Annotated in this window: 19 protein-coding genes; 15 read left to right on the top strand and 4 right to left on the bottom strand. The window is 66.4% G+C overall.

Annotated elements, in window-relative coordinates; genetic code table 11:
- Positions 1-8 precede the first annotated feature (8 nt).
- Positions 9-2603, top strand: coding sequence for a M14 family zinc carboxypeptidase (locus ACVOMM_RS03245; RefSeq protein ID WP_481525877.1), 2595 nt, complete (start codon positions 9-11; stop codon positions 2601-2603).
- 113 nt (positions 2604-2716) lie between these two features.
- Here ACVOMM_RS03245 and ACVOMM_RS03250 read toward each other — a convergent pair whose 3' ends face one another.
- Entirely contained in the window at positions 2717-4129 is a 1413-nt protein-coding gene (locus tag ACVOMM_RS03250; protein WP_053518302.1) for a DEAD/DEAH box helicase, read from the bottom strand.
- A gap of 892 nt (positions 4130-5021) precedes the next feature.
- On the opposite strand from ACVOMM_RS03250, the gene ACVOMM_RS03255 reads away from it, so the two are divergent.
- Together ACVOMM_RS03255 and maiA are read left to right on the top strand one after the other, a co-directional pair.
- Complete coding sequence (locus ACVOMM_RS03255; protein ID WP_111186697.1) at positions 5022-6011, top strand: fumarylacetoacetate hydrolase family protein; 990 nt, start codon at positions 5022-5024, stop codon at positions 6009-6011.
- A gap of 14 nt (positions 6012-6025) precedes the next feature.
- Positions 6026-6694, top strand: coding sequence for a maleylacetoacetate isomerase (gene maiA, locus ACVOMM_RS03260; protein ID WP_053516994.1), 669 nt, complete (start codon positions 6026-6028; stop codon positions 6692-6694).
- Positions 6695-6726: 32 nt separating this feature from the next.
- Here the strand turns inward: maiA and ACVOMM_RS03265 are convergent, their stop codons facing one another.
- The 3 genes from ACVOMM_RS03265 to ACVOMM_RS03275 all read right to left on the bottom strand — a co-directional run bounded on the left by ACVOMM_RS03265 (position 6727) and on the right by ACVOMM_RS03275 (position 10706).
- On the bottom strand, positions 6727-8223 hold the full coding sequence (locus ACVOMM_RS03265; protein WP_481525878.1) for a UdgX family uracil-DNA binding protein: 1497 nt from the start codon (positions 8221-8223) through the stop codon (positions 6727-6729).
- The gene (locus ACVOMM_RS03270) at positions 8204-9487 is read right to left on the bottom strand and encodes a putative DNA modification/repair radical SAM protein (protein WP_481525879.1); all 1284 of its coding nucleotides are present in this window, start codon (positions 9485-9487) and stop codon (positions 8204-8206) included. The genes ACVOMM_RS03265 and ACVOMM_RS03270 overlap by 20 nt, the downstream gene beginning before the upstream one ends.
- 91 nt (positions 9488-9578) lie before the next feature.
- Positions 9579-10706, bottom strand: coding sequence for a PilT/PilU family type 4a pilus ATPase (locus tag ACVOMM_RS03275; protein WP_053516991.1), 1128 nt, complete (start codon positions 10704-10706; stop codon positions 9579-9581).
- A 121-nt stretch (positions 10707-10827) separates the two neighbouring features.
- Here ACVOMM_RS03275 and ACVOMM_RS03280 point away from each other — a divergent pair, with 121 nt between their 5' ends.
- The 12 genes from ACVOMM_RS03280 (at position 10828) to ACVOMM_RS03335 (ending at position 26029) form a co-directional block, all read left to right on the top strand.
- Entirely contained in the window at positions 10828-11193 is a 366-nt protein-coding gene (locus ACVOMM_RS03280) for a DUF4398 domain-containing protein (protein ID WP_053516990.1), read from the top strand.
- Entirely contained in the window at positions 11190-12074 is an 885-nt protein-coding gene (locus ACVOMM_RS03285) for an OmpA family protein (protein ID WP_065182509.1), read from the top strand. The genes ACVOMM_RS03280 and ACVOMM_RS03285 overlap by 4 nt, the downstream gene beginning before the upstream one ends.
- 324 nt (positions 12075-12398) lie before the next feature.
- On the top strand, positions 12399-12635 hold the full coding sequence (locus tag ACVOMM_RS03290) for an HP1242/YdcH family protein (protein ID WP_053516987.1): 237 nt from the start codon (positions 12399-12401) through the stop codon (positions 12633-12635).
- 304 nt (positions 12636-12939) lie between these two features.
- A complete protein-coding gene (locus tag ACVOMM_RS03295) occupies positions 12940-14310 on the top strand; it encodes a pyridoxal-phosphate dependent enzyme (protein WP_053516986.1) in 1371 nt (456 codons plus the stop codon).
- Between the two features lie 123 nt (positions 14311-14433).
- A complete protein-coding gene (locus ACVOMM_RS03300; RefSeq protein WP_065175355.1) occupies positions 14434-15606 on the top strand; it encodes a cystathionine gamma-synthase in 1173 nt (390 codons plus the stop codon).
- Between the two features lie 8 nt (positions 15607-15614).
- Positions 15615-16913: a glycosyltransferase family 4 protein gene (locus ACVOMM_RS03305; protein WP_481525880.1), complete on the top strand. Its 1299-nt coding sequence runs from the start codon at positions 15615-15617 to the stop codon at positions 16911-16913.
- A 37-nt stretch (positions 16914-16950) separates the two neighbouring features.
- Positions 16951-17745, top strand: a complete 795-nt coding sequence (locus tag ACVOMM_RS03310; protein WP_111186692.1) for an ABC transporter permease — start codon at positions 16951-16953, stop codon at positions 17743-17745.
- Positions 17742-19004 carry an ABC transporter ATP-binding protein gene (locus tag ACVOMM_RS03315; RefSeq protein WP_053516984.1) on the top strand — a complete coding sequence of 421 codons (1263 nt, stop codon included), beginning with the start codon at positions 17742-17744 and terminating at the stop codon, positions 19002-19004. Before ACVOMM_RS03310 ends, ACVOMM_RS03315 begins: the two co-directional genes overlap by 4 nt.
- A gap of 9 nt (positions 19005-19013) precedes the next feature.
- The gene (locus ACVOMM_RS03320) at positions 19014-20435 is read left to right on the top strand and encodes an FkbM family methyltransferase (RefSeq protein ID WP_053516982.1); all 1422 of its coding nucleotides are present in this window, start codon (positions 19014-19016) and stop codon (positions 20433-20435) included.
- Positions 20432-24112 carry a glycosyltransferase gene (locus tag ACVOMM_RS03325; RefSeq protein WP_481525881.1) on the top strand — a complete coding sequence of 1227 codons (3681 nt, stop codon included), beginning with the start codon at positions 20432-20434 and terminating at the stop codon, positions 24110-24112. Before ACVOMM_RS03320 ends, ACVOMM_RS03325 begins: the two co-directional genes overlap by 4 nt.
- Complete coding sequence (gene gmd / locus ACVOMM_RS03330) at positions 24109-25143, top strand: GDP-mannose 4,6-dehydratase (protein WP_053516980.1); 1035 nt, start codon at positions 24109-24111, stop codon at positions 25141-25143. Before ACVOMM_RS03325 ends, gmd begins: the two co-directional genes overlap by 4 nt.
- Entirely contained in the window at positions 25127-26029 is a 903-nt protein-coding gene (locus ACVOMM_RS03335; protein WP_481525882.1) for a GDP-mannose 4,6-dehydratase, read from the top strand. The genes gmd and ACVOMM_RS03335 overlap by 17 nt, the downstream gene beginning before the upstream one ends.
- The last annotated feature ends 45 nt before the right edge of the window (positions 26030-26074 follow it).

Raw genomic sequence — 26074 nt, forward strand, 5'->3', positions numbered from 1 at the left:
GAGTCACCGTGTCCTTCCACCGCCGTGCCGTTCTTCCGTTGCTGATCGCCGCTGCCAGCGCAGTGTTCCCCGCGTTGTCCGCGCAGGCGCAGAGCGCCTATTTCTTCCCGCAGGCCAGCGAGGCCGGCGCGTTCGACAGCGCCATTCCCACGCCGGAGCAGTTCCTCGGCTATCCGATCGGCAGCCGCTACACCCGCCACGACCAGTTGGTCGCCTATTTCGAGGAACTGGCCAGGCATTCGGACAGGATCCGCGTCCAGCACATTGGACGCAGCTATGAAGGCCGCCCCCTGCTGATTGCCACCATCACCGCGGCCAGCAACCAGGCGCGGTTGGAACAGATCCGCCAGCAGCACGCGACCCTGGTCGATCCGGCACAACCGCGCAGCGCAGCCGGTGACAGCCCGGTGGTGGTCTGGCTGGGCTACAGTGTGCACGGCAATGAAACCTCCAGCGGCGAAGCGGCGATGCTCACCGCGTATTACCTGGTGGCCAATCGCAGCAATGAAACCCAGCAATGGCTGCAGCAGGCCGTAGTGCTGTTCGACCCGGCGCAGAATCCGGACGGACGCGACCGTGCCGCCAACTGGCACAACGCCTGGGCATCGGACCCGGCCTCGGCCGATCCGGCCGACAAAGAGCATGTCGAGCCGTTCCCGCAGGGCCGTACCAACCATTACTTCACCGATCTCAACCGCGACTGGCTGGCGCTGACCCAGCAGGATTCGCGGCCAAAGGTGGCCGCCTTCCACCAGTGGTACCCGAACGTGCAGATCGACTTCCACGAGATGGGCAAGGACAGCACGTACTACTTCGAGCCTTCGCCGAAGAGCATGCACAGCCCGTTGATCCCGGCTGCCTCCTACGAGTTCAACAGGACGCTGGCCACGTACCACGCACAGGCGCTGGACGCACTGGGGTCGCTGTACTACACGGGGGAGAACTTCGACAACTTCTCGCCGGTGTATGGCTCGACCTATCCGGACTTCCATGGCGCGGTCGGTGTCACCGTTGAGCAGGCCAGTTCGCGGGGACGGGTGCAGGAGTCGGTGAACGGGCTGCTGACCTTCCCGTTCACCATCCGCAACCAGGTCGCCACCGGCCTGGGCACGGTGCGCGGTGCGGTGGCCGAGCGCAGTGGCCTGTTCGACCTGCAGAAGACCTTCTTCCAGAGCGCATTGAAGCAGGCCGCGCAGCAGCCGCAGAAGACCTTCGTGTTCGGCGACGCGCATGATCCGGCGTTGACCCGGCGCCTGCTTGAACTGCTGCTCCTGCACCGGATCGAGGTACGCGCGCTGGATCGCGATGTCACCGTCGAGGGGAAGCGCTTCCAGGCAGGCAGTGCCTATGTCGTGCCCGTGCAGCAGGCGCAGTTCCGCCTGGTGCACTCGATCTTCGCCGAGACGCCGCCGATCAAGGGCGACGTGTTCTATGGCAGCACCAGCTACGCTATTGCGCCAGCCTACGGCGTGGCCTTCGCCGGCAGCCGCAGCCGCATCGACGGCGGTGCACAGGTGAGCGAGCTGCCACCACTGCAGGGCGCGGTCGTCGGCGGCCAGGCGGGGTTCGCCTATGCCATCGACTGGCGTGACTACAACGCCAGCCGTGCGCTGGCCGAGCTGCAGGGCAGGGGACTGGCCGCCCGCGCTGCATTCCAGCCGTTCACCGCCGGAACCGCACAGGGCGATGTGGCTTTCGCGGCCGGCAGCATCGTCGTTCCGGTCGCCGGCCAGCCACTGCAGGGGGCGGCCCTGCTCGACGCGGTGGCCGCGGCGGCACGTGCTTCAGGCGTACAGGTGCATGCGTTGTCGAGTGGCCGCAGCCGCGAGGGCATCGATCTCGGCAGCGATGGCGTGAAGGCACTGCGCAAGCCGGCCGTGGCACTGGTGATGGGCGAAGGCGTGGCGGCCACCGAGATCGGATCGGCCTGGTTCCTGCTGGACCAGCACCTGCACCTGCCGGCCAGCAAGCTGGATCCGCAGCAGCTGGGCAAGGTTCCGCTGGATCGCTATACCACGCTCGTGTTGTCCGGTGGCACCTACAGCAGTGTCGATGCGACCGCGGTGGCCGCACTGAAGCGCTGGGTGCAGGCCGGCGGCTCGCTGGTGACCTATGGCAGCGCGTCGAAGTGGGCGATCGAGCAGAAGCTCGCCGATGGCGAGAAGACCGGCAAGGACGAAGAGGCCGGCGACGAATCCCGTCGCGCCTTCGGTGACCAGCGCGACATCGCTGCGATCGAGCGGGTGAGCGGCAACATCCTCAGCGCCGATGTCGATACCAGCCATCCCCTGGCGTTCGGCGTGCCGGGCCGGCAGCTGGCGGTGAACAAGGAAAACAGCGTGACGCTGCAGCCGAGTGCGAATCCGTTCTCGACGGTGGTGCGCATCGACGCGTCACCACGGGTCAACGGTTACCTGTCCGAGCGCAATCGTGCGCGGGTGGCAGGCAGTGCGTGGCTGCTGGTGTCGGCCCAGGGAAAGGGCAACGTGGTGCTGTTCGCCGATGATCCGGCACACCGCAAGTACTGGCATGGCACGGATCGACTGCTGATCAATGCGATCTTCTTCGGGAATCTGGCGAATCCGGCGAAAGCGCGCGGGTGAGGCGTCTGGCGCCTTGTTCGATGCGCGGGCAACAAAAAAGGGACGGCGCGCCAGCGCCGTCCCCGATGTGAGGCCCCCCGCGCAGCGGGACGCCTCATTCCTGTCAGTCAGGATCAGCCGGCGCGACCGCCGCCGCCCTGGCCACGGCCACGACCACCGCCGTTGCCGCCTCCGCCACGACGCTGGCCCTGACCTGCGCCGGCACGCTGCTGGCCGTTGCCACCGCCCTCACGACGGCCACCACCGGCCTTCTTCGGGCCGGCGTGGGCATGGCGCGGCGCATCGCCGTGCGGACGTCGCGCGTGGCTCTTGCGCGGGGCGCGCTCGCCGCTGTCGTGCTCGGCCTTGCCCGGTGCACTGTTGCCCCAGCGGATCGGCACCTGCAGCTCGAAGCCCGGCACATCGCGGATGTCCATGTCGCGTCCGAGCAGGCGCACGATTGCGCGCAGCAGCTTGACCTCGTCCTGCGCCACCAGCGAGATCGCCTGGCCGGTGGAGCCGTTGCGGCCGGTGCGGCCGATGCGGTGCACGTAATCCTCGGCGACCATCGGCAGGTCGAAGTTGATCACCTTCGGCAGCTCGTTGATGTCGATGCCTCGCGCCGCGATGTCGGTGGCCACCAGCACGGTCACGCGACCGGCCTTGAAGTCACCCAGCGCACGCAGCCGCTGGCCCTGGCTCTTGTTGCCATGGATCGCCGCGGTCTTGATGCCCGACTTCTCCAGGAACGCGGCCAGCTTGTCGCTGCCGTGCTTGGTCCGGGCGAACACCAGGGTCTGCTCACGGCTGTCCTGTGCCAGCAGGTGCAGCAGCAGGTCGCGCTTGCGGCCGGCGTCGACCGGATGCACGCGATGGGTGATGGTCTCGGCCACGGTGTTCTTCGGCGTCACCTGGATCTGTTCCGGGTTGCGCATGAACTCCAGCGCCAGCTGGCGGATGTTGTCCTCGAACGTGGCCGAGAACAGCAGGGTCTGACGGTTCTGCTTGGGCAGCTTGGCCAGGATGCGCTTGATCGACGGCAGGAAGCCCATGTCAAGCATGCGGTCGGCTTCGTCCAGCACCAGCAGTTCGATGCCGGACAGGTCGATGCTGCGACGCTCCAGGTGATCGATCAGGCGGCCCGGGCAGGCCACCAGCAGGTCCACGCCACGGCGCAGGATGTCCAGCTGGTTGCCCATGCCGACGCCGCCGTAGATGCAGGCGCTGGGGATGCGCAGATACTTGCTGTAGCCGCGCAGGCTGTCATGCACCTGGGTGGCCAGCTCGCGGGTCGGAGCCAGGATCAGTGCGCGGGGCTTGCGCGGGCCACCGCCACGCACTTCCTGCGGCGCGGTGCCCAGATGCTGCAGCAGCGGCAGGCCGAAGGCTGCGGTCTTGCCGGTACCGGTCTGTGCGCCGGCCAGCAGGTCGCGACCGGCCAGCGCCAGCGGGATCGCCTGCTGCTGGATCGGGGTCGGGTTTTCGTAGCCCTGCTCGGCCAGCGCACGCAGCAGGAAGGGCGCCAGGCCCAGCGATTCAAAAGACATCGAGTGTGCTCCAAGTACAAGAAACGCCTGTCCGAATGGACAGACGGGGGCAGATCAAACTGATCGGCTGACTCGGAGCGTTCCCGTGAACCGCGCTGCGAGAATTGGGTGCAGCCGGCACGAAGCGCAGGCTGGAATGCGTGACGAACGGCGTCGGAGTGGGGGCGGGCGAAGAGGGCGGACCCTGGTCGCCGGCGATCCCGGAGGGAAACGGACGGCCGCTGCAGACTCCACAAGTCTAAACGATGTTTGAGACTTCACGCAAAAAGGCCTGTTCAGGTAAGGGTTCTCTCTGCAGGGTTGCGCCCTGCACCCGCAGAGGCCGAAGCCACGTCAACGTCAACGTCAAAAGCGGGCTTCCTGAAGGTAGGCGGGGGGGGGGGGGGGGGGGGGGGGGGGGGGGGGGTGGCGAAGTCCGGCGGGAGCGCGGCCCCCCCCGGCCCGAACCACCCCCAACCCCCCCCCCCCCCCCCCACCCCCCCCGCCTTAGACAGTTTCCTGCGAACTGGCGGATCTGACCCCCGTTTGGATTTCGATGTCCGAAAGATCTCATCCACGCGTGGCGTGGATCTACCGACCGTCACCGGGAAACTGTCAAAGGTGGGGGGGGGGGGGGGGGGGGGGGGGCCGGGGGCGGGCGCGCGGCCGCCGGCGCCCCGCCCCCCCCCCCCCCCCCCCCCCCCCCCCCCCCCCCCCCCCCCCCCGCCAGATCCGCAGACAACCCAGAGCCGGCTGTTGCCATTGACGTTGCCCTGGCTTGAAGCAGGTGCAGGGCGCAGCCCTGCCTGACCCCCGCTACGGTAGGGTGGAGCGATGCGGCGCTGCAGCTTGGCGCCGCCCCATATTTGATTACACTTGAAACTTGTTTGCCCATGACTCCGGACACCCACCCATGAAGCTTGGTTCTTTGAAGGAAGGCGGCCGCGACGGCACCCTGATCGTCGTCTCGCGTGATCTGCGCCACGGCGTCCGCGCCACCGGCATCGCGGCCACCCTGCAGCAGGCCCTGGAGGACTGGAGCCGTGTCGCACCGCGCCTGAACGCGCTCTACGAATCACTGAATGCCGGTGACGCCGATGGCGTGTTCGACCTGGACCCGCAGACGCTAGCGGCGCCCCTGCCGCGCGCCTATGAATTCGTCGATGGCAGCGCCTACCTGCCGCACGTCGAGCGCGTCCGCCGCGCCCGCGGGGCCGAGGTTCCGGAAAGCTTCTACACCGACCCGCTGATGTACCAGGCCACCAGTGCCGGTTTCTACGGCCCGCGCGACGCGGTGAAGGTGGTCAGCGAGGAGTACGGCATCGATCTGGAGGCCGAACTGGTGGTCATCACCGACGACGTGCCGATGGCGGTCACCCCGGAGCAGGCCGCCGGCCACATCCAGCTGGTGGGTCTGGTCAACGACGTTTCGCTGCGCAACCTGATTCCGGGCGAGCTGGCCAAGGGCTTCGGCTTCCTGCAGTCCAAGCCGCGCTCGGCACTGTCGCCGGTGTTCGTCACCCCTGACGAACTGGGTGACGCCTGGCAGGACAACAAGGTGCACCTGCCGCTGGTCACCCACATCAATGGTGCGTGGTTCGGTGCGCCGGAGGCAGGCGTGGACATGCAGTTCAACTTCGCCCAGCTGGTGGCGCATGCGGCCAGGACCCGTCCGCTGGGCGCCGGCACCATCGTGGGATCGGGCACCATCGCCAACGAGGACACCAGCAAGGGCGCTTCGTGCTTTGCCGAGCAGCGCACCGTGGAAACCCTGCGCGACGGCAAGCCGAGCACACCGTTCATGTCGTTCGGCGACGTGGTGCGGATTGAAATGTTCGACGCCGCCGGCAACAGCATCTTCGGTGCGATCGAGCAGCGCATCGAGCAGGCGGCCAGGCCCTGAGGAGGGACGCGGCGATGGAGATCCCGGTCGACGACGGCATCGTGCTGTACACCTACTGGCGATCCAGCGCCGCCTACCGCGTGCGCATCGGCCTGGAGCTGAAGGGCCTGCGCTGGGAGGCGCGCCCGGTTCATCTGCTGCGCGACGGTGGTGAACAGCACGGCGAAGCCTATCGCGTACTCAATCCGCAGGAGCGGGTGCCGACCCTGCTGCACGACGGGCAGGTGCTGACCCAGTCGCTGGCGATCCTGGAGTATCTGGACGAACGTTTTCCGCAGATGCCGCTGCTGCCGGCCGATGCGGCCGGCCGCGCCCGCGTGCGTGCACTGGCGCAGCTGGTCGCCTGCGACATCCATCCGCTGAACAACCTGCGGGTGATGCAGCATCTGGAACGCGGCCTGCACCTGTCCGCCGATGTCCGCACCCAGTGGACGCTGCAGTGGATCGCCGAAGGCTTTGCGGCCCTGGAAACCCTGCTGGCCGGCAGCAGCGACACCGGCACCTTCTGCCATGGCGACCGGCCCGGCCTGGCCGACATCTGCCTGCTGCCGCAGGTGTACAACGCACATCGCTTTGGTCTGGATCTGTCGCCGTATCCGACCCTGCGCCGCATCGAAGCCGCCTGCCAGGCGCTGGACGCATTCGAGCGTGCGCGCCCCGAAAACCAGGTCGACGCGGCCTGATTGCCGCTGCGATCGCCGGGCATGGTCCGGCGCTACCCCTCGCTGGTTGGTGGCAGCGCGGGGCGACGCCCTGTGGATTCCGCATCCCCGATGAGCAACTGCCGCAGGTCATCGCGGAACAGCCGGTAGGCGTCTTCTCGACGGACCTCGTCGGCCTGCCGCAACACCCATGCGGGATGCACCGTGGCAGAGCCACGGGTGCCATCCGGCAGGGTGTGCCAACGGGCGCGATCACGCGTCAGGCTGAAATGGCTGCCGAACACCGCCGACGCCGCCGTTGCGCCCAGGCACACGATGATCTCCGGCCGCACCCGCTCGATCTCGCCGAGCAGCCACGGACGGCAGGCCTGCACATGGCGGCCCTGCGGACGTTTGTGCAGGCGCACCTTGCCGCGCCTCTCGTGGTGGAAATGCTTCACTGCGTTGGTCAGGTACAGCGTGGAGCGGGCGATACCCAGCTCGGAGAGGGCACGGTCCAGCAGCGCGCCGGCAGGTCCCGCGAAGGGGCGTCCGCACAGGTCCTCGGTGTCGCCCGGCTGTTCGCCGACCAGCATCACCCGTGCATCGCCAGGCCCTTCACCGAACACCACCTGGGTGGTGGACTCCCACAGGGGGCACTGCCGGCAGCCCGCTGCCTGGCGCTGCAGGGTGGACAGATCACTGGAGGGTGAGGGGACCGGGGATGTCGCCTGCCGCGATGGAATCCGCCGCTGGGGTGGCTGCGCCGGACGATCGTGCATGGCCTGCACGCGGTCGCCAGCATCGCGGATCAGCCCGGGCAGCAGCTGCGCCTCGGGCAGGTGCCGCCAGTACCGGGCAGGCATCTCCTGCTGCATCATCCGCGTGTTGAGGCGTGCGGGATTGAAGATGCTTGCGTAGTAGGTCTGCCAGAGCGTCTCGCGTGCGTCCTCCGCCGGCGCCTGCTCGCGGTGCCCGCCAGCGCCGAAGGACAGCGTCTGGCCATCCCAGTGCACGCTCCGGTAGGGGGTGAGGATGGCCCAGCGCATGCCAGCGAAGCGGCGTGCGAAGAACGCCGCGACCCGGTCGACGATCCGATGCTGCGGCTCGAACCATGCGATGAAGGCATCCTGCTCGCCGGGGATCTCGCGGAAGCGCACGAATGCCTTCATCTTGTGCGTGTCGCGGCGGACCGCCTGCGCCATGGTCATCGCGCGCAGCACATCGGCGTCGGTTGGATTGGAGAGCAGCGCGCGCTCGCCGTGCACGATCCGCCACAGCAGCCGGTACAGCAGTGGCATCGGCTGCGCATCGGCATGGCACAGGCAGGTGGAGGCCAGCTCAAGGAACGCACTCGGCACATGTGGCACGGAGGGCGTTTCCAGAAGCGGGGCCTGGGTCGCTGCAGGAGCATCCAGCAACGACCCGGCGCTGCTTTCCAACCAGTCCAGCTGCTCGGGCGACAGTCCGCGCAGCAGCGCTTCGCGCGCTGCATCCCGCCAGGCATCGAGCGACCACGGGGGATCGACCCGCAGCGACCAGCGCTGGGCGTCAGGCCGCCGGCGGTGCATCGAACAGCGATCCCTGGCGGGGCGGCGGCGCCAAACGCGCACGCAATGCCACAGGATCCTCCAGCGCCTTGCGTGGCTGGTGGTCAGCCAGCAGCACGAACGGCAGCAGCTTGCCCATCGGTGCCTTCAGCCTCGCAATGTCCGCCACCCGCAGCCGGCCATGGCGGCGCGCCATCAACACGCGCTTCACGTTGCGTACGCCGAGCCCGGGAACCCGCAGCAGCAGTTCCTTCGGCGCACGGTTGAGGTCGACCGGGAAGCGCTCGGGATGGCGGATCGCCCAGGCCATCTTCGGATCGATGTCCAGATCCAGCATGCCCCCCTGCGCGGTGTCGGTGATCTCCTCCACGCCGTAGCCATAGAAGCGCAGCAGCCAGTCCGCCTGGTACAGCCGATGCTCGCGCTGCAGTGGCGGCGGCTGCACCGGCAACTGCAGACTGGCGTCGGGAATGGGGCTGAACGCCGAGTAGTAGACGCGGCGCATCCGGTAACTGCCGTACAGATTGTCGGCGCTGCAGAGGATCTGCTTGTCGCTGGCGCCATCGGCACCGACGATCATCTGCGTGCTCTGCCCCGCCGGTGCGAAGCGCGGGGCTTTCGCTCGCGTCTGGCGCGGCGCGCCCGCGGTGATCGCGCGCGATGCCTTGCCGGCCTCCTTGGCCTCCTCGATGCGCCAGCGCAGCTCGCCCATGGCGCCGCGGATCGAGCCGACGGTCTTCTCCGGAGCCAGTTTCGTCAATCCGGCCTCGGTGGGCAGTTCGACATTGATCGAGAGACGGTCGGCGTGCCGGCCGGCCGCTGCCAGCAGTTCCGGCGATGCTTCGGGAATGGTCTTGAGGTGGATGTAGCCGGCGAAGCGATGTTCCTCGCGCAGCCGGCGGGCGACTTCCACCAGGCGCTCCATCGTGTAATCCGCATTGCGGATGATTCCGCTGGAAAGGAACAGGCCCTCGATGTAGTTGCGCTTGTAGAAGTCCAGGGTCAGCGCGACCACCTCATCCACACTGAAACGCGCGCGTGGCACGTTGCTGGAGACGCGGTTGATGCAGTACGCACAGTCGTAGACGCAGAAGTTGGTGAGCAGGATCTTCAGCAGGGACACGCAGCGGCCGTCCGGCGTGTAGCTGTGGCAGATCCCCATGCCCTCGGTGCTGCCGATGCCACCGCTGGTCCGGGAGTCGCGCTTGCCGGACCCGCTGGAAGCACAGGAGGCGTCGTATTTGGCGGCGTCGGCAAGAATGGCCAGCTTGCGGAGGGTGTCCATGACGGCACGCTACGCAGGGGCTGTCTCATTGGATGAGACAGCCCCTGAACTCTTCAGGATCTGCCGCCGGGCATGGCCCGGCGGGGGTGGATCAGAAGCCGTGGGTGATGCTCGGCTGGCCTGCTGAATAGTCGGCGTACGGGTCGTGCTCGCCGCTGCTGCCTTCGGAGAGGCGGAACTTCAGCGCCAGGCCGTCGCGCGAATCGGCAGCGCGCAAGGCTTCCTCCTGCTCGATCACGCCGGACTTGGCGAGCCGGAACAGGCATTGGTCGAAGCTCTCCATGCCTTCTTCCAGCGAGGCTTCCATCGCTGCCTTGATCTCGTGCACCTGGCCGCGTCGCAGCAGGTCGCGGATCATCGGGGTGTTGATCAGCACCTCGGTGGCTGGAAGACGGCGGCCGTCCTTGTTCTTCACCAGGCGCTGGCTGATCACCGCACGCAGGTTCAGCGCCAGGTTCATCAGCACGTTCTTGTGCGCGCTTTCCGGGAAGAAGTTGAGGATCCGCTCGATGGTCTGGTCGGCATTGTTGGAATGCAGCGTGGCCAGGCACAGATGGCCGGTCTCGGCGAAGGCGATGGCCGCTTCCATCGTCTCGGCATCCAGGATCTCGCCGATCAGGATGACGTCCGGTGCCTCGCGCATCGCGTTCTTCAGCGCATTGTGGAAGGCATGGGTGTCCAGCCCCACTTCACGCTGGTTGACGATGGACATCTTGTGCTTGTGCAGGTACTCGATCGGATCCTCGATGGTGAGGATGTGTCCGGTCGTGGTGCTGTTGCGATGGTCGATCATCGACGCCAGCGAGGTCGATTTGCCGGAACCGGTGGACCCCACCACCAGCACCAGCCCGCGCGGGGTCATGATGACGTCCTTCAGCACCTGCGGCAGGTTCAGCTCCTCGATGCTCGGGATCCGGCTGCGGATGGCGCGGATGACCATGCCGACCTCGCCCCGCTGCTTGAACACGTTCACCCGGAAACGGCCGGCATCGGCCAGGGCGATGGCCATGTTGAGCTCCAGCTCGCGCTCGAACTGCGGCACCTGGCCCTCGTCCATCAGCGAATAGGCGATCTTCTTGACCATGCCGGGCGGCAGGCCGGTGTTGCCCAGCGGGTAAAGCTTCCCCTCGATCTTGATGTAGACCGGTGCTCCGGTGGTCAGGAACATGTCCGAGGCGTTCTTTTCGGTCATCAGCTTCAGGAAGTAGCCGATATCCATCGCGAATTTTCCCCAACGAAACTGCCGGCGCCCGTTGCAAGCACGGCGCTGGCTTGACGACAATGGCCGTGAACCGACAACCGGTACGGCCTCCCCAATGAAACGACCTAGCTTCGCACGAATGCGCCACGGCCTGTATGTGATGGCGTTTGCATTCGCACTGTCTGCCCCCGCCTGGGCGCAGGACGGTGCGCTGGAACTGGCCCAGGCCCGGCAGGCGGTGGACAAGGCCACCCAGGCCGATGCCGACCAGTACGCCCCGGACCTGATCGATCTGGCCCGGCAGGGCCTGGAGCAGGCGCAGCGCGCCGCTGGCGATCGCCGCGAACGCAAGAACGCCCCGGCCATGGCCCTGCGCGCGGCGGCCGATGCCGACCTGGCCCGCGCCCGCAGCGAGGAGGCCACTGCCACCGCGCAGCTGCAGCTGCGCCGCAACGAGGTCAACCAGCTGCAGCGCCAGCTCTCGACCGGGGAGGACCGCCGGTGAAACCCGTGAACGCCGTAACCCTGGCCGTACTGCTGGCTCTGCCGACCCTTGCCCTGGCGGCCGACAACCCCGTGGTGGCCCAGCTGAGCCAGCGCCTGATGGCCATCCAGGCCAACCCGGACACCGCCGAACTGGGCGCCTTCGAGCGCATGCAGGCCCAGCAGGCCATTGCCACCCTGGACAAGGCCAAGCGCCGCGACCAGGAGTTGGCGACCTACCTGGCCCAGCGCCGGGTCGAGATCGCCGAGACCGCCGTACGCGCGGCCCTGGCCGCCCGTGAGGTCGATCGGCTCGAGCGGACCCGCAGTGACCTGCTGATCGAGGCGAGCCGCCGCGATGCCGCCCGCGCCCGCCAGGAGGCCGAACAGCTGCGCATGCAGGCGCAGATGCAGGCCGAGGAAGCTGAACGCCTGCGTCAGGCTGCCGAGGCCGAGACGCTGGCACGGCAGGACGCCGAGAACGCCCTGACCAGCGTGGCCGGCAAGCAGCAGCAGCGATTGAGCGCGGCCCAGCAGAATGCGGCGAAACTGGCCCGCGAGGAGGCCGAGCTGGTGTCCGGGCAGAAGCTGCCGGGCTCGAAGTTCGACGGACGCGGCGAGGTCTTCACCTTCGCCGGTGATGCTTTCGGAGCGGGCGGCTCCAGTCTGTCCGCCGGGGCGCGCAACCAGGCCAAGGCGTTGGCCGAGTACCTGAACATCGGCAAGAAGGGCCGGCTGCGCATCGAGGCCTACGACAGCGCCAACGGCGTCGGGCAGAAGCGCGCCGAGGCCCTGCGTGATGCACTGGTGGCGGGCGGTGTCGCCAGCAACCGCATCCAGATCAGCGGCAAGAAGGCGGCGTCGACCCGGGCGCGCTCGGCCGAGGTCATCATCGCCCCGTAATTGATTGATATTGTTTGTTTTTCGTTGCGTTGAGCATTCAGCCTGAACCCCGCCCCGGCGGGGTTCGGTCTTTTTGTCGCAGGGGTCTTGTAGCCCGCCCGGAGCAGGCGTAGGGTCAATCGTCCGGGACGCAATGCCGCGGACCGGACGATGGGAGGGCCGGGCCGATGCAAGCAGGGCGCGAACCGCAGCAGACCGACGTGCGCAGGCCAGTGCCGCAGGTCGTTGTGCGCACCCATGCAGCCATCGAACGGCGCTCCTCCATGAACAACGCCCCGTGCCTTGCGGCCGGGGCGTTCGCGTATCTGTCGAAGGAGGTCCATCATGTTTGAAGATCAGCCCCAGAGCGAGATCGACGCACGTCGCGCGCGTGATCCGGAGTTCAGGGCACTCCATGACCAGCACCGCAAGTTGAACAAGAAGTGCATGGACGCGGAGTTGGGTGTACTCCCGATCGATGATGTCACCCTGGGTCGCATGAAGCGTGAGAAGCTGCTGGCCAAGCAACGACTTCTGCGAATGTACGAAACACCGCTCCCAACGACGTCCGCCACGCTGTGACGCACCTCGTCGCGCCCGGAGCGGCGTGACCCGGCCACAGAAGGCCCGGCCAGGCGCTCGCGCCCTGGCGTCGCGGTACCGCCGATGACGGCGGCCGCGCCAAGGCACCACAGGCGGTGGTGCCTTGGCCCGCACGTCCCTGTCTCATCGATGCGGACGGTACCGGTCTCCTCGTCGATCCGGGGCCGTCCGCATCCCCTTTCCGGCAGCGTCACGCCCATGCCCGGACTGACCTGACTTTCAGCGCCATCCGTCGGATAATCATCTGTCCGGCCCTGTGTGGCGCGAACCGAAAGTCCTGCGAATGCCCATCCATTCTTCCGTCCTCGAACTCATTGGCCAGACCCCGATCGTCAAGGCCCAGCGCCTGGACACCGGTGTCTGCGAGCTCTATCTGAAGCTCGAGAACGCCAACCCGGGAGGATCGATCAAGGATCGCATCGGCCTGTCGATGATCGAGGCAGCGGAGAAGCGCGGGGACCTGAAGCCGGGCGCGACGCTGGTCGAGGGCACCGCGGGCAACACCGGACTGGGCCTGGCCCTGGTCGCCCAGCAGAAGGGCTACAAGTTGATCCTGGTCGTTCCCGACAAGATGAGCCGGGAAAAGATCTTCAATCTGAAGGCGATGGGCGCTGAAGTGCGTCTGACCCGCTCGGACGTGGCCAAGGGCCACCCGGAGTACTACCAGGATCTGGCAAAGACCATCGCCGAGCAGACGCCGGGCGCCTACTTCATCAACCAGTTCGGCAACCCCGACAATCCGGCCGCCCACGAATTCGGCACCGGCCCGGAGATCCTGGAGCAGATGGGCGGCGATCTGGACGCCATCGTGTTCGGCTGCGGCAGCTCGGGCACCATGACCGGCCTGTCGCGCGCCTTCGCCACGCTGTCGCCGAAGACCGAGCTGGTGCTGGCCGACCCGGTCGGGTCGATCCTGGCCGAGTACATCAACGATGGCGTGCTCAATGACAAGTCGGGCAGCTGGCTGGTGGAAGGCATCGGCGAGGATTTCCTGCCCTCGATCTCCGATTTCAGCCGTGTCACCAAGGCCTATGCCATCAGCGACGCCGAGAGCTTCCACACCGCACGCGAACTGCTGGGCAAGGAAGGCATCCTCGGTGGCTCCTCCACGGGTACCCTGCTCGCCGCCGCACTGAAGTACTGCCGCGAGCAGACCACGCCGAAGAAGGTGCTGGTGCTGGTGTGCGACACCGGCAACAAGTACCTGTCGAAGATGTACAACGACTACTGGATGCTGGACAACGGCTTCCTCGAGCGCCCGCAGCACGGCGACCTGCGCGACCTGATCCTGCGCCCGTACGGCCAGCGCGACACCGTCGTGATCGGCCCGAATGATCTGTTGACCACCGCCTACCAGCGGATGAAGCTGTACGACGTCTCGCAGCTGCCGGTGATGGAGGGCGACCAGCTGGTCGGCATCGTCGATGAAAGCGACGTACTGCTGCATGTCTACGGCGACGAGGCGCGCTTCCGGGATCCGGTGGCCACGGCCATGGTCAGCAAGCTGGACCGGCTGGACGTGAAGTCGCCGATCGAAGCCCTGCTGCCCGTCTTCGATCGTGGCCAGGTGGCGATCGTCATGGACGGCAATGCCTTCCTCGGCCTGATCACCCGGATCGATCTGCTCAACTACCTGCGGCGTCGCGTTCAGTAACGCGAAGATCGCAGACGATCGCAGCTGAATTCACGTTTATTCGCGTCAAAGGTTGTTAAGGCCGCGCTGATAGACTTCCGCTCCTTCGACGGCACCGTCCACCGGTGCCCATCAGGAATCAACATGTCCAACGCTTCTTCCCAGGATCGCGCGCTCGCCCTGGCCACCCTGGCCATCCACGGCGGCCAGTCGCCCGATCCGAGCACCGGTGCGGTGATGCCGCCGATCTACGCCACCTCGACCTATGCGCAGTCCAGCCCGGGCGAGCACCAGGGCTTCGAATACTCGCGTACGCACAATCCGACCCGCTTTGCCTATGAGCGCTGCGTCGCCTCGCTGGAGGGGGGAACCCGCGGTTTCGCCTTTGCTTCCGGCATGGCCGCCAGCTCGACCGTGATCGAACTGCTGGACGCCGGCAGCCACGTGGTGGCGATGGATGACATCTATGGCGGCAGCTTCCGCCTGTTCGAGCGCGTGCGCCGTCGTACCGCCGGGCTGGACTTCAGCTTCGTCGATCTGACCGACCTGGCCGCGTTCGAGGCTGCGATCACGCCGGCCACGCGCATGGTGTGGATCGAAACCCCGACCAACCCGATGCTGAAGATCGTGGACATCGCCGCGGTCGCCGCCATCGCCAAGCGCCACGGCCTGATCGTGGTGGTGGACAACACATTCGCCTCACCGATGCTGCAGCGTCCGCTGGAACTGGGTGCGGATCTGGTCCTGCACTCGGCCACGAAGTACCTCAACGGGCATTCGGACATGGTCGGCGGCATGGTCGTGGTCGGCGACAACGCCGAACTGGCCGAGCAGATGGCGTTCCTGCAGAACTCGGTGGGGGGCGTGCAGGGGCCGTTCGACAGCTTCCTGGCCCTGCGTGGCCTGAAGACCCTGCCGCTGCGCATGAAGGCGCACTGCGCCAATGCGCTGGCCCTGGCCCAATGGCTGGAAAAGCACCCGGCGGTGGACAAGGTGATCTACCCCGGCCTGGCCTCGCACCCGCAGCACGACCTGGCGACCCGCCAGATGGGCGGCTACGGCGGCATCGTCTCGATCGTCCTCAAGGGCGGTTTCGAGGCGGCCAAGCGCTTCTGCGAGAAGACCGAGCTGTTCACCCTGGCCGAATCGCTCGGCGGCGTGGAGAGCCTGGTCAACCATCCTGCCGTGATGACCCATGCGTCGATCCCGGTCGCGCGCCGCGAGCAGCTGGGCATCAGCGATGCGCTGGTGCGCCTGAGCGTGGGGGTGGAAGACCTGGGCGACCTGCAGCTGGACCTGGAACGGGCGCTGGGTTGAGCCGCACCATGGCCAGCAACGACGAAAGCAGGGGAGGGAGGCGGGCCCCACGTCGCATCGTCCACGCCCTGCGCGCCCGCCTGGGCGGGCTGCGCCGTTGGTGGCTTGCCCGCGGACTGGAGCAGGCACGTTTCCCCACGCTGCCCGCACCGGCCGCTGGCGACGCGCGCGGTGAAACGCTGGTCTTCCCGCCGACCGATCCCACCCTGGGGCCCGGCGTCAATCTGTACGGCTACATCCACGGCCAGTTCGGCCTGGGGCAGACGGCACGGATGTATGCCCGGGCCCTGCTGGGTGAGGGATATCCGGTTGCGGTGAACGATGCCGCCCTCCGCATCCCGCATGCGTGCAATGACCACAGCCTGTCCGGCCAGCTCGGACGGGGCGCGCCCTATCCCTTCAACCTGGTATTCGTGAATCCGGACCTGTTCGGTGAACTGGCGCCCCGCCTGCCGCGCGATACCTACACCATCGCGTTCTGGTTCTGGGAACTGGATACCGTGCCGGCCGCATGGCAGCGAACGCTGGAGCAGGTCGACGAAGTCTGGGTCTCCACCCGCTTCGTCGAGGATGCCTTCCGGCGCGCGACCCGCAAGCCGGTGGTGCGCATTCCGCATCCGATCGTGCCGCAGCCCGGCGCGGACCTGTCCCGGTCCAGCTTCGGCCTGGACGACGACGCGTTCGTGTTCCTGTGCAGCTTCGACTTCAATTCGTCGATCCACCGCAAGAATCCGTGGGCGGTGCTGGCGGCGTTCCGCGCGGCCTTCGATGGCGCACCGGACAACGTGCAGCTGGTGATGAAGTGCAGCAACGGCTTCCGCCATCCGCAGCGGCTGCGCGAGCTGATGCAGCAGGCTGCCGGCGATCCGCGCATCCTGGTACGCGACCAGGTGCTCGACGATGCGCAGCTGCACGCATTGCAGGAAACTGCCGATGCCTATGTCTCGCTGCACCGCGCGGAAGGGCTGGGGCTCGGACTGGCCGAGAGCATGGCCCGTGGCAAGCCGGTGATCGCCACCGCCTGGTCGGGCAATCTCGATTTCATGAACGAGGGCAACAGCTGCCTGGTGCCGTTCCGCACGGTGCCGATCCGCCCGGGGGAGTATCCCTTCGCCGATGGCGGCACCTGGGCCGAGGCCGACGTGCCGGCCGCGGCAGCGTGGATGCGCCGGCTCGCCCGTGAACCGGGCCTGGCGCAGCGGATCGGCGTGCAGGCACGCAGCGACATCCTGGAAACCATGAGCCTGCAGGCCGCCGCAACGGCCATGCGCGCTCGATTGCAGTCTTTGGAACGACACGACCGATGAACCCAAGAACCACCACCACCGGGCACGAGGATTGGACATGCTGGGTATGCTGAAAGCCCTGTGGAACTACCGCTATTTCATTTTTTCCTCGATCAAGAACGAGCTGCGGCTGCGCTTCATCCGCAGCCGCCTGGGCGCCTTGTGGATGATCATCCACCCGCTGATGCAGGTGCTGATCTTCGCCACGATCCTGTCCGAGGTGCTGGCCGCCAAGCTGCCGGGCATCGATGACAAGTACGGTTACGCGCTGTACCTGATGTCCGGCACCCTGTGCTGGACGATGTTCTCCGAGACCATCGGCAAGTCGGTGAACCTGTTCGTCGACAGCGGCAACCTGATGAAGAAGATGTCGTTCCCCCGCATCTGCCTGCCGTTCATCGCCGGTGGCACGATGCTGGTCAACAACGTGCTGCTGCTGGTGGCGATCTTCGCGGTGTTCGCGGTGATGGGCCACATGCCAACTGCCGAGGCCCTGTGGCTGCCGGCGCTGATGCTGCTGACGCTGAGTTTCTCGATGGCGCTGGGCCTGCTGCTGGGCGTGCTCAACGTGTTCATGCGCGATATCGGCCAGGTCGTCCCGGTGGTCCTGCAGGCATTGTTCTGGCTGACCCCCATCGTCTACCACATCACCATTCTGCCCGAGCGCGTGCAGGCCATCTTCCGGCTCAACCCGTTGCTGCCGCTGGTTACCAGCTACCAGAACGTGCTGCTGTTCGACAAGCCGCCGGTCTGGGGTGACCTGTTGTGGCTGATGATCGCCACGGTGGTGCTGGCATTGGCTTCGCTGGTGATGTTCCGTCGTGCCAGCCCGGAAATGGTGGATGCGCTATGAGTGGTGAACTGAAGGTCGACAACGTCGGCAAGGCGTATCGTGTCTGGACGAGCGAGTGGCTGCGCGCGGCCCGCTGGTTCGGTGTGCCGACGCGGCCCAAGGAAGAGAACTGGGTGCTGCGCAATGTGTCTTTCACCATCGCGCCCGGCGAAGCCGTGGGCGTGATCGGCCAGAACGGCGCGGGCAAGAGCACCCTGCTCAAGCTCATCACCGGAACCGCCCAGCCCACCGAGGGCCAGGTGACGCGGACCGGCCGCGTTGCGGCGATTCTCGAGCTGGGCATGGGCTTCAACCCCGACCTCACCGGTCGCCAGAACGCGTTCCACTCCGCAGGCCTGATGGGCTACTCGCAGGAGCAGATCGAAGCCGCGATGCCGGAGATCGAGGCCTTCGCCGAAGTGGGCGAGTATTTCGACCAGCCCGTGCGTACCTATTCCAGCGGCATGCAGGTGCGCGTGGCGTTTGCCGTCGCCACTGCATTCACCCCGGACCTGCTGATCGTCGACGAGGCCCTGTCGGTCGGCGACAGCTACTTCCAGCACAAGAGCTTCGACCGCATGCGTCGCTTCCGCGAGGAGGGCACGTCGATCATGCTGGTCTCGCACAGCCTCAGCGACGTGAAGGCACTGTGCGACCGCGCGATCCTGCTGGACAAGGGACGAGTGCTGAAGGATGGCGAGCCGGACGAGGTCATCGATTTCTACAACGCGCTGATCGCGAAGAAGGAAAACGAGACGCTTGCGGTCGAGCAGCGCCGTGGCAAATCCGGCTGGGTGACTACCCGGAGCGGGACCGGCCAGGCCCGCGTGGAATCGCTGCGACTGCTCGATGGCGAAAGCAGCCAGGAGGTCAAGCTGGCAACCGTTGGCCAGAAGCTCCGGCTTGAACTGAAGGCACAGGTCAGTGCCGACCTGCCCAGCCTGGTACTGGGGTTCATGCTGCGCGACAAGCAGGGCCACATCATCTGGGGCAGCAACACCTGGCATACCGGTCAGGTCCAGCGTGATGTACGGGGCGGAGAACAGGTGGTCTACCACCTGGACTTCACCTGTACGCTGGGCCCGGGTTCCTACTCGGTGTCGCCGGCGCTGGTCAGCACCGAAACGCACATGGTCGACAACTTCGAGTGGGTGGACAACCTGCTGGTGTTCGACGTGATGAATGCCGACAGGACCACGTTCATCGGATCGAACTGGCTCGATGCTGCCTTCAGCGTCGAACGCAGCCGCGCATCGGCCGATGGTGTGCAGGCGGACTGACGGACAACCATGTCAAAGCTGATTTCCTACGCGCAGAATTTCGAAGACGTCATGCTCTGGCGCGCGCTGTCACATGTGGTCAATGGCTGCTATGTCGATGTGGGCGCACAGAGCCCCGACACCGACTCGGTAAGCCGGATGTTCTACGAGCATGGCTGGCGCGGTGTGCACGTGGAGCCCACGCCGCAGTATGCCAACCTGCTGCGCGATCGCCGGCCGGATGAGGTGGTGCTGCAGGTTGCCGTAAGCGATCAACCCGGGATACTGCAGTTCTTCAACATCGCCGATACCGGCCTGAGCACCACGGATCCGGCCATCGCTGCCGAACATCGGGAGGCGGGCTTCAACGTCTCCGACGTGCGTGTGCCGGCGCTGACGCTGGACACCGTGCTGGAGCAGGTGCCAGCCACCGACATCCACTGGTTGAAGGTCGACGTCGAGGGCGCCGAGGAACTGGTGCTGCGCGGCTGGCAGCGCGATACCCGCTTGCCCTGGCTGGTGGTGGTGGAAAGCACGCGTCCGCTGAGTTCGGAACAATCCCACCAGAACTGGGAACCGATCCTGCTCGACAAGGGGTACCGGTTCGTCTATTTCGACGGCCTCAACCGGTTCTACGCCAGTGCGCAGCATCCCGAACTGGATGCGGCATTCGAGAGCGGACCCAATGTGTTCGATGATTTCAGTCTGAGTTCGGGCTCGCAGTTCTGCTCGCAGATCAACCTGGCCTATCACGAACTGCAGACGCTGGCGGATCGACGCGAGGTCGAACTGAACGAGCGGATCCAGGATCTGGACGCGGCACTGCAGCGGGCGCAGGAAGAATCCGCCGAGGCAACCGAGCACAACGCCCGGGCAATGGAAAGGCTGCGCAGCGAGCACGAGGGCGCGGTCCGTGCGATGGCAGTGGCCCAGCGGGAACTGGTGAGCAAGCATGAGCGTGAGCGCAGCCTGCTCGACAGGAAGGCGCTGACCGAACTGCACGAGCTGACTGAGCAGGTCACCAAGGGCAAGCACGAGGCCCATCGTTGGTGGTTGGCGCATGAGCAGCTGCGCGCGCAGCTGGATGCGATCGAACGCAGCCGTTCGTGGCAGCTCACGCGGCCGTTCCGGGCCGTGCGCCGACGCCTGTCGTCCAGCGTGCTGGGCCGCATGAAACGTGCGCTGCGGCCGGCGGTCGTGCGCGCGCTGAAGGTCGCCATGGCCGCACCGTGGCTGCGACGCCTGGCCAAGCCCCTGGTTACGCGCATTCCCTTCCTTCACCAGCGCCTGCAGAAGATCGCCATCAGCGAACAGCTGTTCGAGATCGAGCGGGCGCGATTGGCTGCAATGGAGGGCAACGAGCACGAAGTCACTGTCGTCCATCTGGATCGACGGGCCCGGCGCGTGCTGGAAGACCTGAAGCGTTCAAGGAATGAAAGGGCTGCCCGATGAGAGTGCTGATTGACCTGCAGGGTGCACAGACCGAGAGCCGATTCCGGGGCATCGGGCGCTATTCGACCTCGCTGGCGCAAGCGATGGCCCGCAATGCGGGCGACCATGAGATCTGGGTGGCGGTCAACGGCACCTTCCCCGATGGCATCGGCGACATCCGCCAGGCCCTGGATGGCCTGGTCCCGCAGGAACGGATCCGTCAGTTCGATACCTTCAGCCGGGTAGGCTGGCCGAACGCCGCGGATGCGTGGCGGCGTGGTGCATCCGAGCTGATGTGGGAAGCGTTCCTGGATGGCCTCCAGCCCGACTTCATCCACGTATCCAGCCTGTTCGAAGGTTCCCAGGGCGGTGCGGTCGGCTCGATCGGCAAGTTGCCGGGCGTACGGGCGGCGACTGCGCTGACCCTTTATGACCTGATTCCGCTGCTCAATCCCGACGTCTATCTGGCATCGGACTGGGTCGGGTCCTGGTACATGGACAAGGTCGAGTCGCTCAAGCGCGCCGACCTGCTGCTGTCGATCTCCCAGCACGCGCGGCAGGAGGCATTGCAGGCGTTGGATATCGATCCGGCGCGTGTGGTCAACATCTCCTCGGCAATCTCGCCGCACTTCGTGCCGATGGCCATCGGCGAACGCGAGCAGACCCTGTTCCGCGAGCGCTTCGGCCTGCGTGGCCGCTACGTGATGTACAGCGGGGCAATGGAGCCGCGCAAGAATGCAGAGGGTCTGCTGCGGGCATTCTCCCTGATGGATCCTGCCGTACGTGCGTCGACGCAGCTGGTCATCGCCGGCAAAGTGTCCGAGCACGACCGCCGCAATTTCGATGCGCTGGCAGCGCAGCTCGGCGTCAGCAACCAGGTGGTGTTCACCGGCTATATCACCGACGAAGAGCTGATCGCGCTGTACAGCGCGACGGCGGCCTTCGTGTTCCCCTCGTTGCATGAAGGCTTTGGCCTGCCCGCGCTGGAGGCCATGTCCTGCGGAGCACCGACCATTGGCTCAGGCACGACCAGCATCCCCGAGGTGATCGGTCGTGAAGATGCGTTGTTCGATCCAACGGAGCCTGCTTCGATCGCCCGCTCCATGCAGAACGTCTTGACTGACACCGCATTCGCCGACTCCCTGCGTGCCCATGCCCCCCTGCAGGCGGCGAAGTTCTCGTGGGACAATTCGGCCAAGGCCGCGCTGCAGGCCATGGAAGCGGTCGCATCGCGTCGTGCGCCACGCGATCGCCGCTGGGTCGCCGCGTCGCCTGCACTCGACGCCGGCTACCGCACCCTGGTCCAGGCGGTGGGTGGGCTGGACGTCGGCTGCGAGCCGGAACCCTTCGAACTGCAGCAGGCGGCAGCGCTGATCTCCTCCGGAATGGCGGCCAACGAGGCGCTCGCACGCGGCGGTGAGCTGCCCGCGTCGCTGTCCTGGCGCGTGGAAGGGCCATTCGACAGCAGCTACAGCCTGGCCCTGGTGAACCGTTGCCTCGCGGAAGCATTGGCCGATCGTGGCCACCGCGTGGGTCTGCATTCGACCGAGGGCCCGGGTGATTTCGATCCGTCACCGCAGTTCCTTGCGCGCAATCCGCGCGTGGCGGCGCTGCATGCTGCCGTGGCCGCGATCCCGGCCGACCAGGCCGATGTGACCAGCCGACTGCTGTATCCGCCACGGGTTGCCGATGCACGCGCAAGGATGAACCTGCTGCACGCCTATCCCTGGGAGGAGAGCGGTTTTCCGCAGGAGTGGGTCGAGGAGTTCAATGACAGCCTGCAGGGGATCTCCTGCGTTTCGCATCATGTCGAGAAGATCATGGTGGATAACGGCGTGTCGGTTCCCCTTGGCGTCTGCTGGAACGGCGTGGATCACTGGGAGCAGATTGTTGCCGATGCGACCTATCCGGTGCCGGGCAGGGGGTTCCGCTTCCTCCACGTGTCCTCGTGCTTCCCGCGCAAGGGCGTGGACGCGATGCTTCTGGCCTATGGCAAGGCGTTCAGCGCCGCCGACGATGTCAGCCTCGTCATCAAGACCTTCGCCAATCCACACAATGAAGTGCATCGCTGGCTGGCTGAAGCACGCCGCGACAACCCGGATTATCCGGACGTGCACATCATCGAGGAGGACGTGAGCGACGCCCAGCTCAAGCATCTGTACGCGAGCTGCAACGCGCTGCTGGCGCCGAGCCGGGCTGAAGGCTTTGGCCTGCCATTGGCCGAAGCGATGCTGGGCGGCCTGCCGGTGATCACCACCAACTGGGGGGGGCAGCTGGATTTCTGCAGCGAAGAAACCGCCTGGATGGTGGATTACCGCTTCGTTCCGGCGCAGACCCACTTCAATCTGCGCAATTCGGTCTGGGCCGAACCCGATGTCGACGCGCTGGCCGCCGCAATGCGTGAGGTGCACGGCGCCGATCCGGCGCGTGTGCGGGACAAGGTCGAGGCCGCGCGGCGACTTCTGAAGTCGCGCTTCACGTGGTCCGATGCCGCGCGGAGACTGGAGCAGGACGTACGCGCGTTCGCGGCGCAGCCGACGCTGCCCGATGCGCGCGTCGGCTGGATCACGACCTGGAATACGCGCTGCGGCGTGGCCAGTTACGCCAGCTATCTCGTGGAGAGCGGCGGAACGCCGGTGGCGATCCTGGCGGCCGAGGCCGATGACCGCACGTTCCGCGATGGGCCAGAGGTTGTCCGCTGCTGGCGGCAGGGCGAAGGCGACATGCTCGAGCGGCTGGAACAGCAGATCGAGCGCCTGAAGCTGGACACGCTGATCATCCAGTTCCAGTACGGCTTCTTTGACTTCCCCGCGTTCTCGGCCTTCCTTGAGCGGCAGCAGGCGGCCGGCAGGGGCCTGATCGTGATGATGCATGCAACCGTTGATGCCGCGGAGAATCCGCGCAAGCGGCTGCGCGACCTGGGGCCGGCACTGGCCGGCTGCGATCGCGTGCTGGTGCACTCCATACACGACCTCAACCGTCTCAAGGACATCGGCGTGGAGCGCAACACCGCGATGTTCCCGCACGGCATCCTGGAACCGGCTGAGCCGGCGGCGGCAAACACGGGCGCACGGCTGCGCGTCGTTTCCTACGGTTTCTTCCTGCCGCACAAGGGGTTGCTGGAACTGATCGACGCTGTTGCGTTGATGGTCGCCCAGGGCGTGGACGTCGAACTGGCGATGATCAATGCCGAGTATCCGGTGGATGTCTCGCGGCAGCAGATCGACCAGGCGGTGGCGCGCGTCGTGCAGCACGGCCTGCAGTCGCGTGTGCGGATGGTGACCCGTTTCCTGCGTGACCAGGAGAGCATGCAGGAGCTGGTGCAGGCCGATGTGGTGGTGTTCCCATACCAGGGCACCGGCGAATCCTCCAGCGCGGCAGTCCGCTACGGGCTGGCCTCAGGCCGCCCGGTGGCCGTCACGCCGCTGGCGATCTTCGACAACGTCGGCGACGTCGTTCACCGTCTGCCCGGGACCTCCCCGGCCGATCTTGCGGCCGGTCTGCGGCAACTGCTGCGTGCCAGCCGTGACGGCGATCCAGTGTTGGCCGATGTGCAGCAGCGTGCCGCACAATGGCGCGCCGAACACCGGTATCCTGCGCTGGCCCGCCGTCTGGACTCCATGGCTCGACAGATCCTCCGCACGCGTCGGCAGGTTCTGGCTGCAAATACACTCAATCATCAGGACGAGAAGCAATGAAGAAGGCAATCATCACAGGCATCACGGGTCAGGACGGCGCCTATCTCACCCAGCTGCTGCTGGAGAAGGGCTATGAAGTGCACGGCACCTACCGCCGCACCAGCTCGGTCAATTTCTGGCGCCTGGATGAGCTGGGCGTGACCAACCACCCGAACCTGCACCTGGTGGAGTACGACCTGACCGACCTCGGCACGTCGCTGGCGATGGTGCAGAAGATCCAGCCGGACGAGATCTACAACCTGGCCGCACAGAGCTTCGTCGGCGTCAGCTTCGACCAGCCGACCACCACCGCGCAGATCACCGGCGTGGGTGCACTGAACCTGCTGGAAGCGATCCGCCTGGTCAATCCGAAGATCCGCTTCTACCAGGCGTCGACCTCGGAAATGTTCGGCAAGGTGCAGGCCGTGCCGCAGGTGGAGGACACCCCGTTCTACCCGCGCAGCCCGTACGGCGTGGCCAAGCTCTACGCGCACTGGATCACCGTCAACTACCGCGAGAGCTACGACATCTTCGGTTCCAGCGGCATCCTGTTCAACCACGAAAGCCCGCTGCGCGGGCGCGAGTTCGTGACCCGCAAGATCACCGACTCGGTTGCCAAGATCAAGCTGGGCCAGCTGGACGTCCTGGAACTGGGCAACCTGGACGCCAAGCGTGACTGGGGCTTCGCCAAGGAATACGTGGAAGGCATGTGGCGCATGCTGCAGGCCGAGCAGCCGGACACCTTCGTGCTGGCCACCAACCGTACCGAGACCGTGCGCGACTTCGTGGCGATGGCGTTCAAGGGCGCCGGCATCGATGTCGAGTTCAAGGGCAAGGACGTGGACGAAGTCGCGGTGGACACCGCCACCGGCAAGACCGTGATGCGCATCAATCCGAAGTTCCACCGCCCGGCCGAAGTCGATCTGCTGATCGGCAACCCGGAAAAGGCCGAGCGCATCCTTGGCTGGAAGCCGCAGACCAGCCTGGAGCAGCTGTGCCAGATGATGGTCGAGGCTGACCTCAAGAGGAACGAGCGTGGCTTCTCGTTCTGAGTTGTCAGGCCAGCGCGTGCTGGTCACGGGGGCGTCCGGGTTCACCGGGCGCTACGTGATCGAGCGCCTGCGTGCTGCCGGTTGCAACGTGCATGATCTGCATTCCGGCGACACCGCAACGTCGGTCAATCTGCTCGACCGTGCTGCGCTCAAGCAGCACGTCGCCAGAGTGCGTCCGCAGCGCGTGGTCCATCTGGCGGCGATCTCGTTCGTCGCCCACGGTGATGCCGACGAGATCTACCGGGTCAACGTGGTGGGTACGCGCAATCTGCTGGAAGCGCTGGCGTCTCTGGACGAGGCGCCGAGCAATGTACTGCTGGCCAGCAGTGCCAATGTCTACGGCAACGCGTCCGGCGTGCTCGACGAGCAGGCGCCGCTTTCGCCGCAGAACGACTACGCGGTCAGCAAGATGGCGATGGAGGCCATGGCGGCGCTGTGGATCGATCAGCTTCCGCTGACCCTGGTGCGTCCATTCAACTACACCGGCGTGGGCCAGGACGAGAAGTTCCTGATTCCGAAGATCGTGGCGCACTTCCGCCGCGGTGCCGATGTGATCGAGCTGGGCAACACCGATGTCTCGCGCGATTTCAATGACGTGCGGGGCGTGGCCGCTGCCTACGAAGGCCTGCTGGCACTACCGGGCAATGGCCAGACCTACAACGTCTGCTCCGGCCAGGAGCATTCGCTGCATGAGGTCATCGAACGCATGCGTGGCATCTCCGGCCGCGACATCGAAGTGAAAGTGAATCCCGCCTTCGTCCGCGCCAACGAGGTCAAGTCGCTGCGTGGTGACAACGGCAAGCTGCGGGCCGCGGTCGGCTCATTGCCGGACTTCGATCTGGGCGAGACGCTTCGTTGGATGTACCAGGCCCGCGCGGAGGCCTGAAAGAGCGCGGGGTCCGCTTCGGCGGATCCCGCCTTCAGTGCAGGG

This window comes from Stenotrophomonas sp. STEN009 (assembly GCF_056760395.1).

Coding starts and splice junctions, on each gene's coding strand:
- ACVOMM_RS03250 (WP_053518302.1), bottom strand. CDS start 4,129: ATGTCTTTTGAATCGCTGGGCCTGGCGCCCTTCCTGCTGCGTGCGCTG.
- ACVOMM_RS03255 (WP_111186697.1), top strand. CDS start 5,022: ATGAAGCTTGGTTCTTTGAAGGAAGGCGGCCGCGACGGCACCCTGATC.
- maiA (WP_053516994.1), top strand. CDS start 6,026: ATGGAGATCCCGGTCGACGACGGCATCGTGCTGTACACCTACTGGCGA.
- ACVOMM_RS03265 (WP_481525878.1), bottom strand. CDS start 8,223: ATGCACCGCCGGCGGCCTGACGCCCAGCGCTGGTCGCTGCGGGTCGAT.
- ACVOMM_RS03270 (WP_481525879.1), bottom strand. CDS start 9,487: ATGGACACCCTCCGCAAGCTGGCCATTCTTGCCGACGCCGCCAAATAC.
- ACVOMM_RS03275 (WP_053516991.1), bottom strand. CDS start 10,706: ATGGATATCGGCTACTTCCTGAAGCTGATGACCGAAAAGAACGCCTCG.
- ACVOMM_RS03280 (WP_053516990.1), top strand. CDS start 10,828: ATGCGCCACGGCCTGTATGTGATGGCGTTTGCATTCGCACTGTCTGCC.
- ACVOMM_RS03290 (WP_053516987.1), top strand. CDS start 12,399: ATGTTTGAAGATCAGCCCCAGAGCGAGATCGACGCACGTCGCGCGCGT.
- ACVOMM_RS03295 (WP_053516986.1), top strand. CDS start 12,940: ATGCCCATCCATTCTTCCGTCCTCGAACTCATTGGCCAGACCCCGATC.
- ACVOMM_RS03300 (WP_065175355.1), top strand. CDS start 14,434: ATGTCCAACGCTTCTTCCCAGGATCGCGCGCTCGCCCTGGCCACCCTG.
- ACVOMM_RS03305 (WP_481525880.1), top strand. CDS start 15,615: ATGGCCAGCAACGACGAAAGCAGGGGAGGGAGGCGGGCCCCACGTCGC.
- ACVOMM_RS03310 (WP_111186692.1), top strand. CDS start 16,951: ATGCTGGGTATGCTGAAAGCCCTGTGGAACTACCGCTATTTCATTTTT.
- ACVOMM_RS03315 (WP_053516984.1), top strand. CDS start 17,742: ATGAGTGGTGAACTGAAGGTCGACAACGTCGGCAAGGCGTATCGTGTC.
- ACVOMM_RS03320 (WP_053516982.1), top strand. CDS start 19,014: ATGTCAAAGCTGATTTCCTACGCGCAGAATTTCGAAGACGTCATGCTC.
- ACVOMM_RS03325 (WP_481525881.1), top strand. CDS start 20,432: ATGAGAGTGCTGATTGACCTGCAGGGTGCACAGACCGAGAGCCGATTC.
- gmd (WP_053516980.1), top strand. CDS start 24,109: ATGAAGAAGGCAATCATCACAGGCATCACGGGTCAGGACGGCGCCTAT.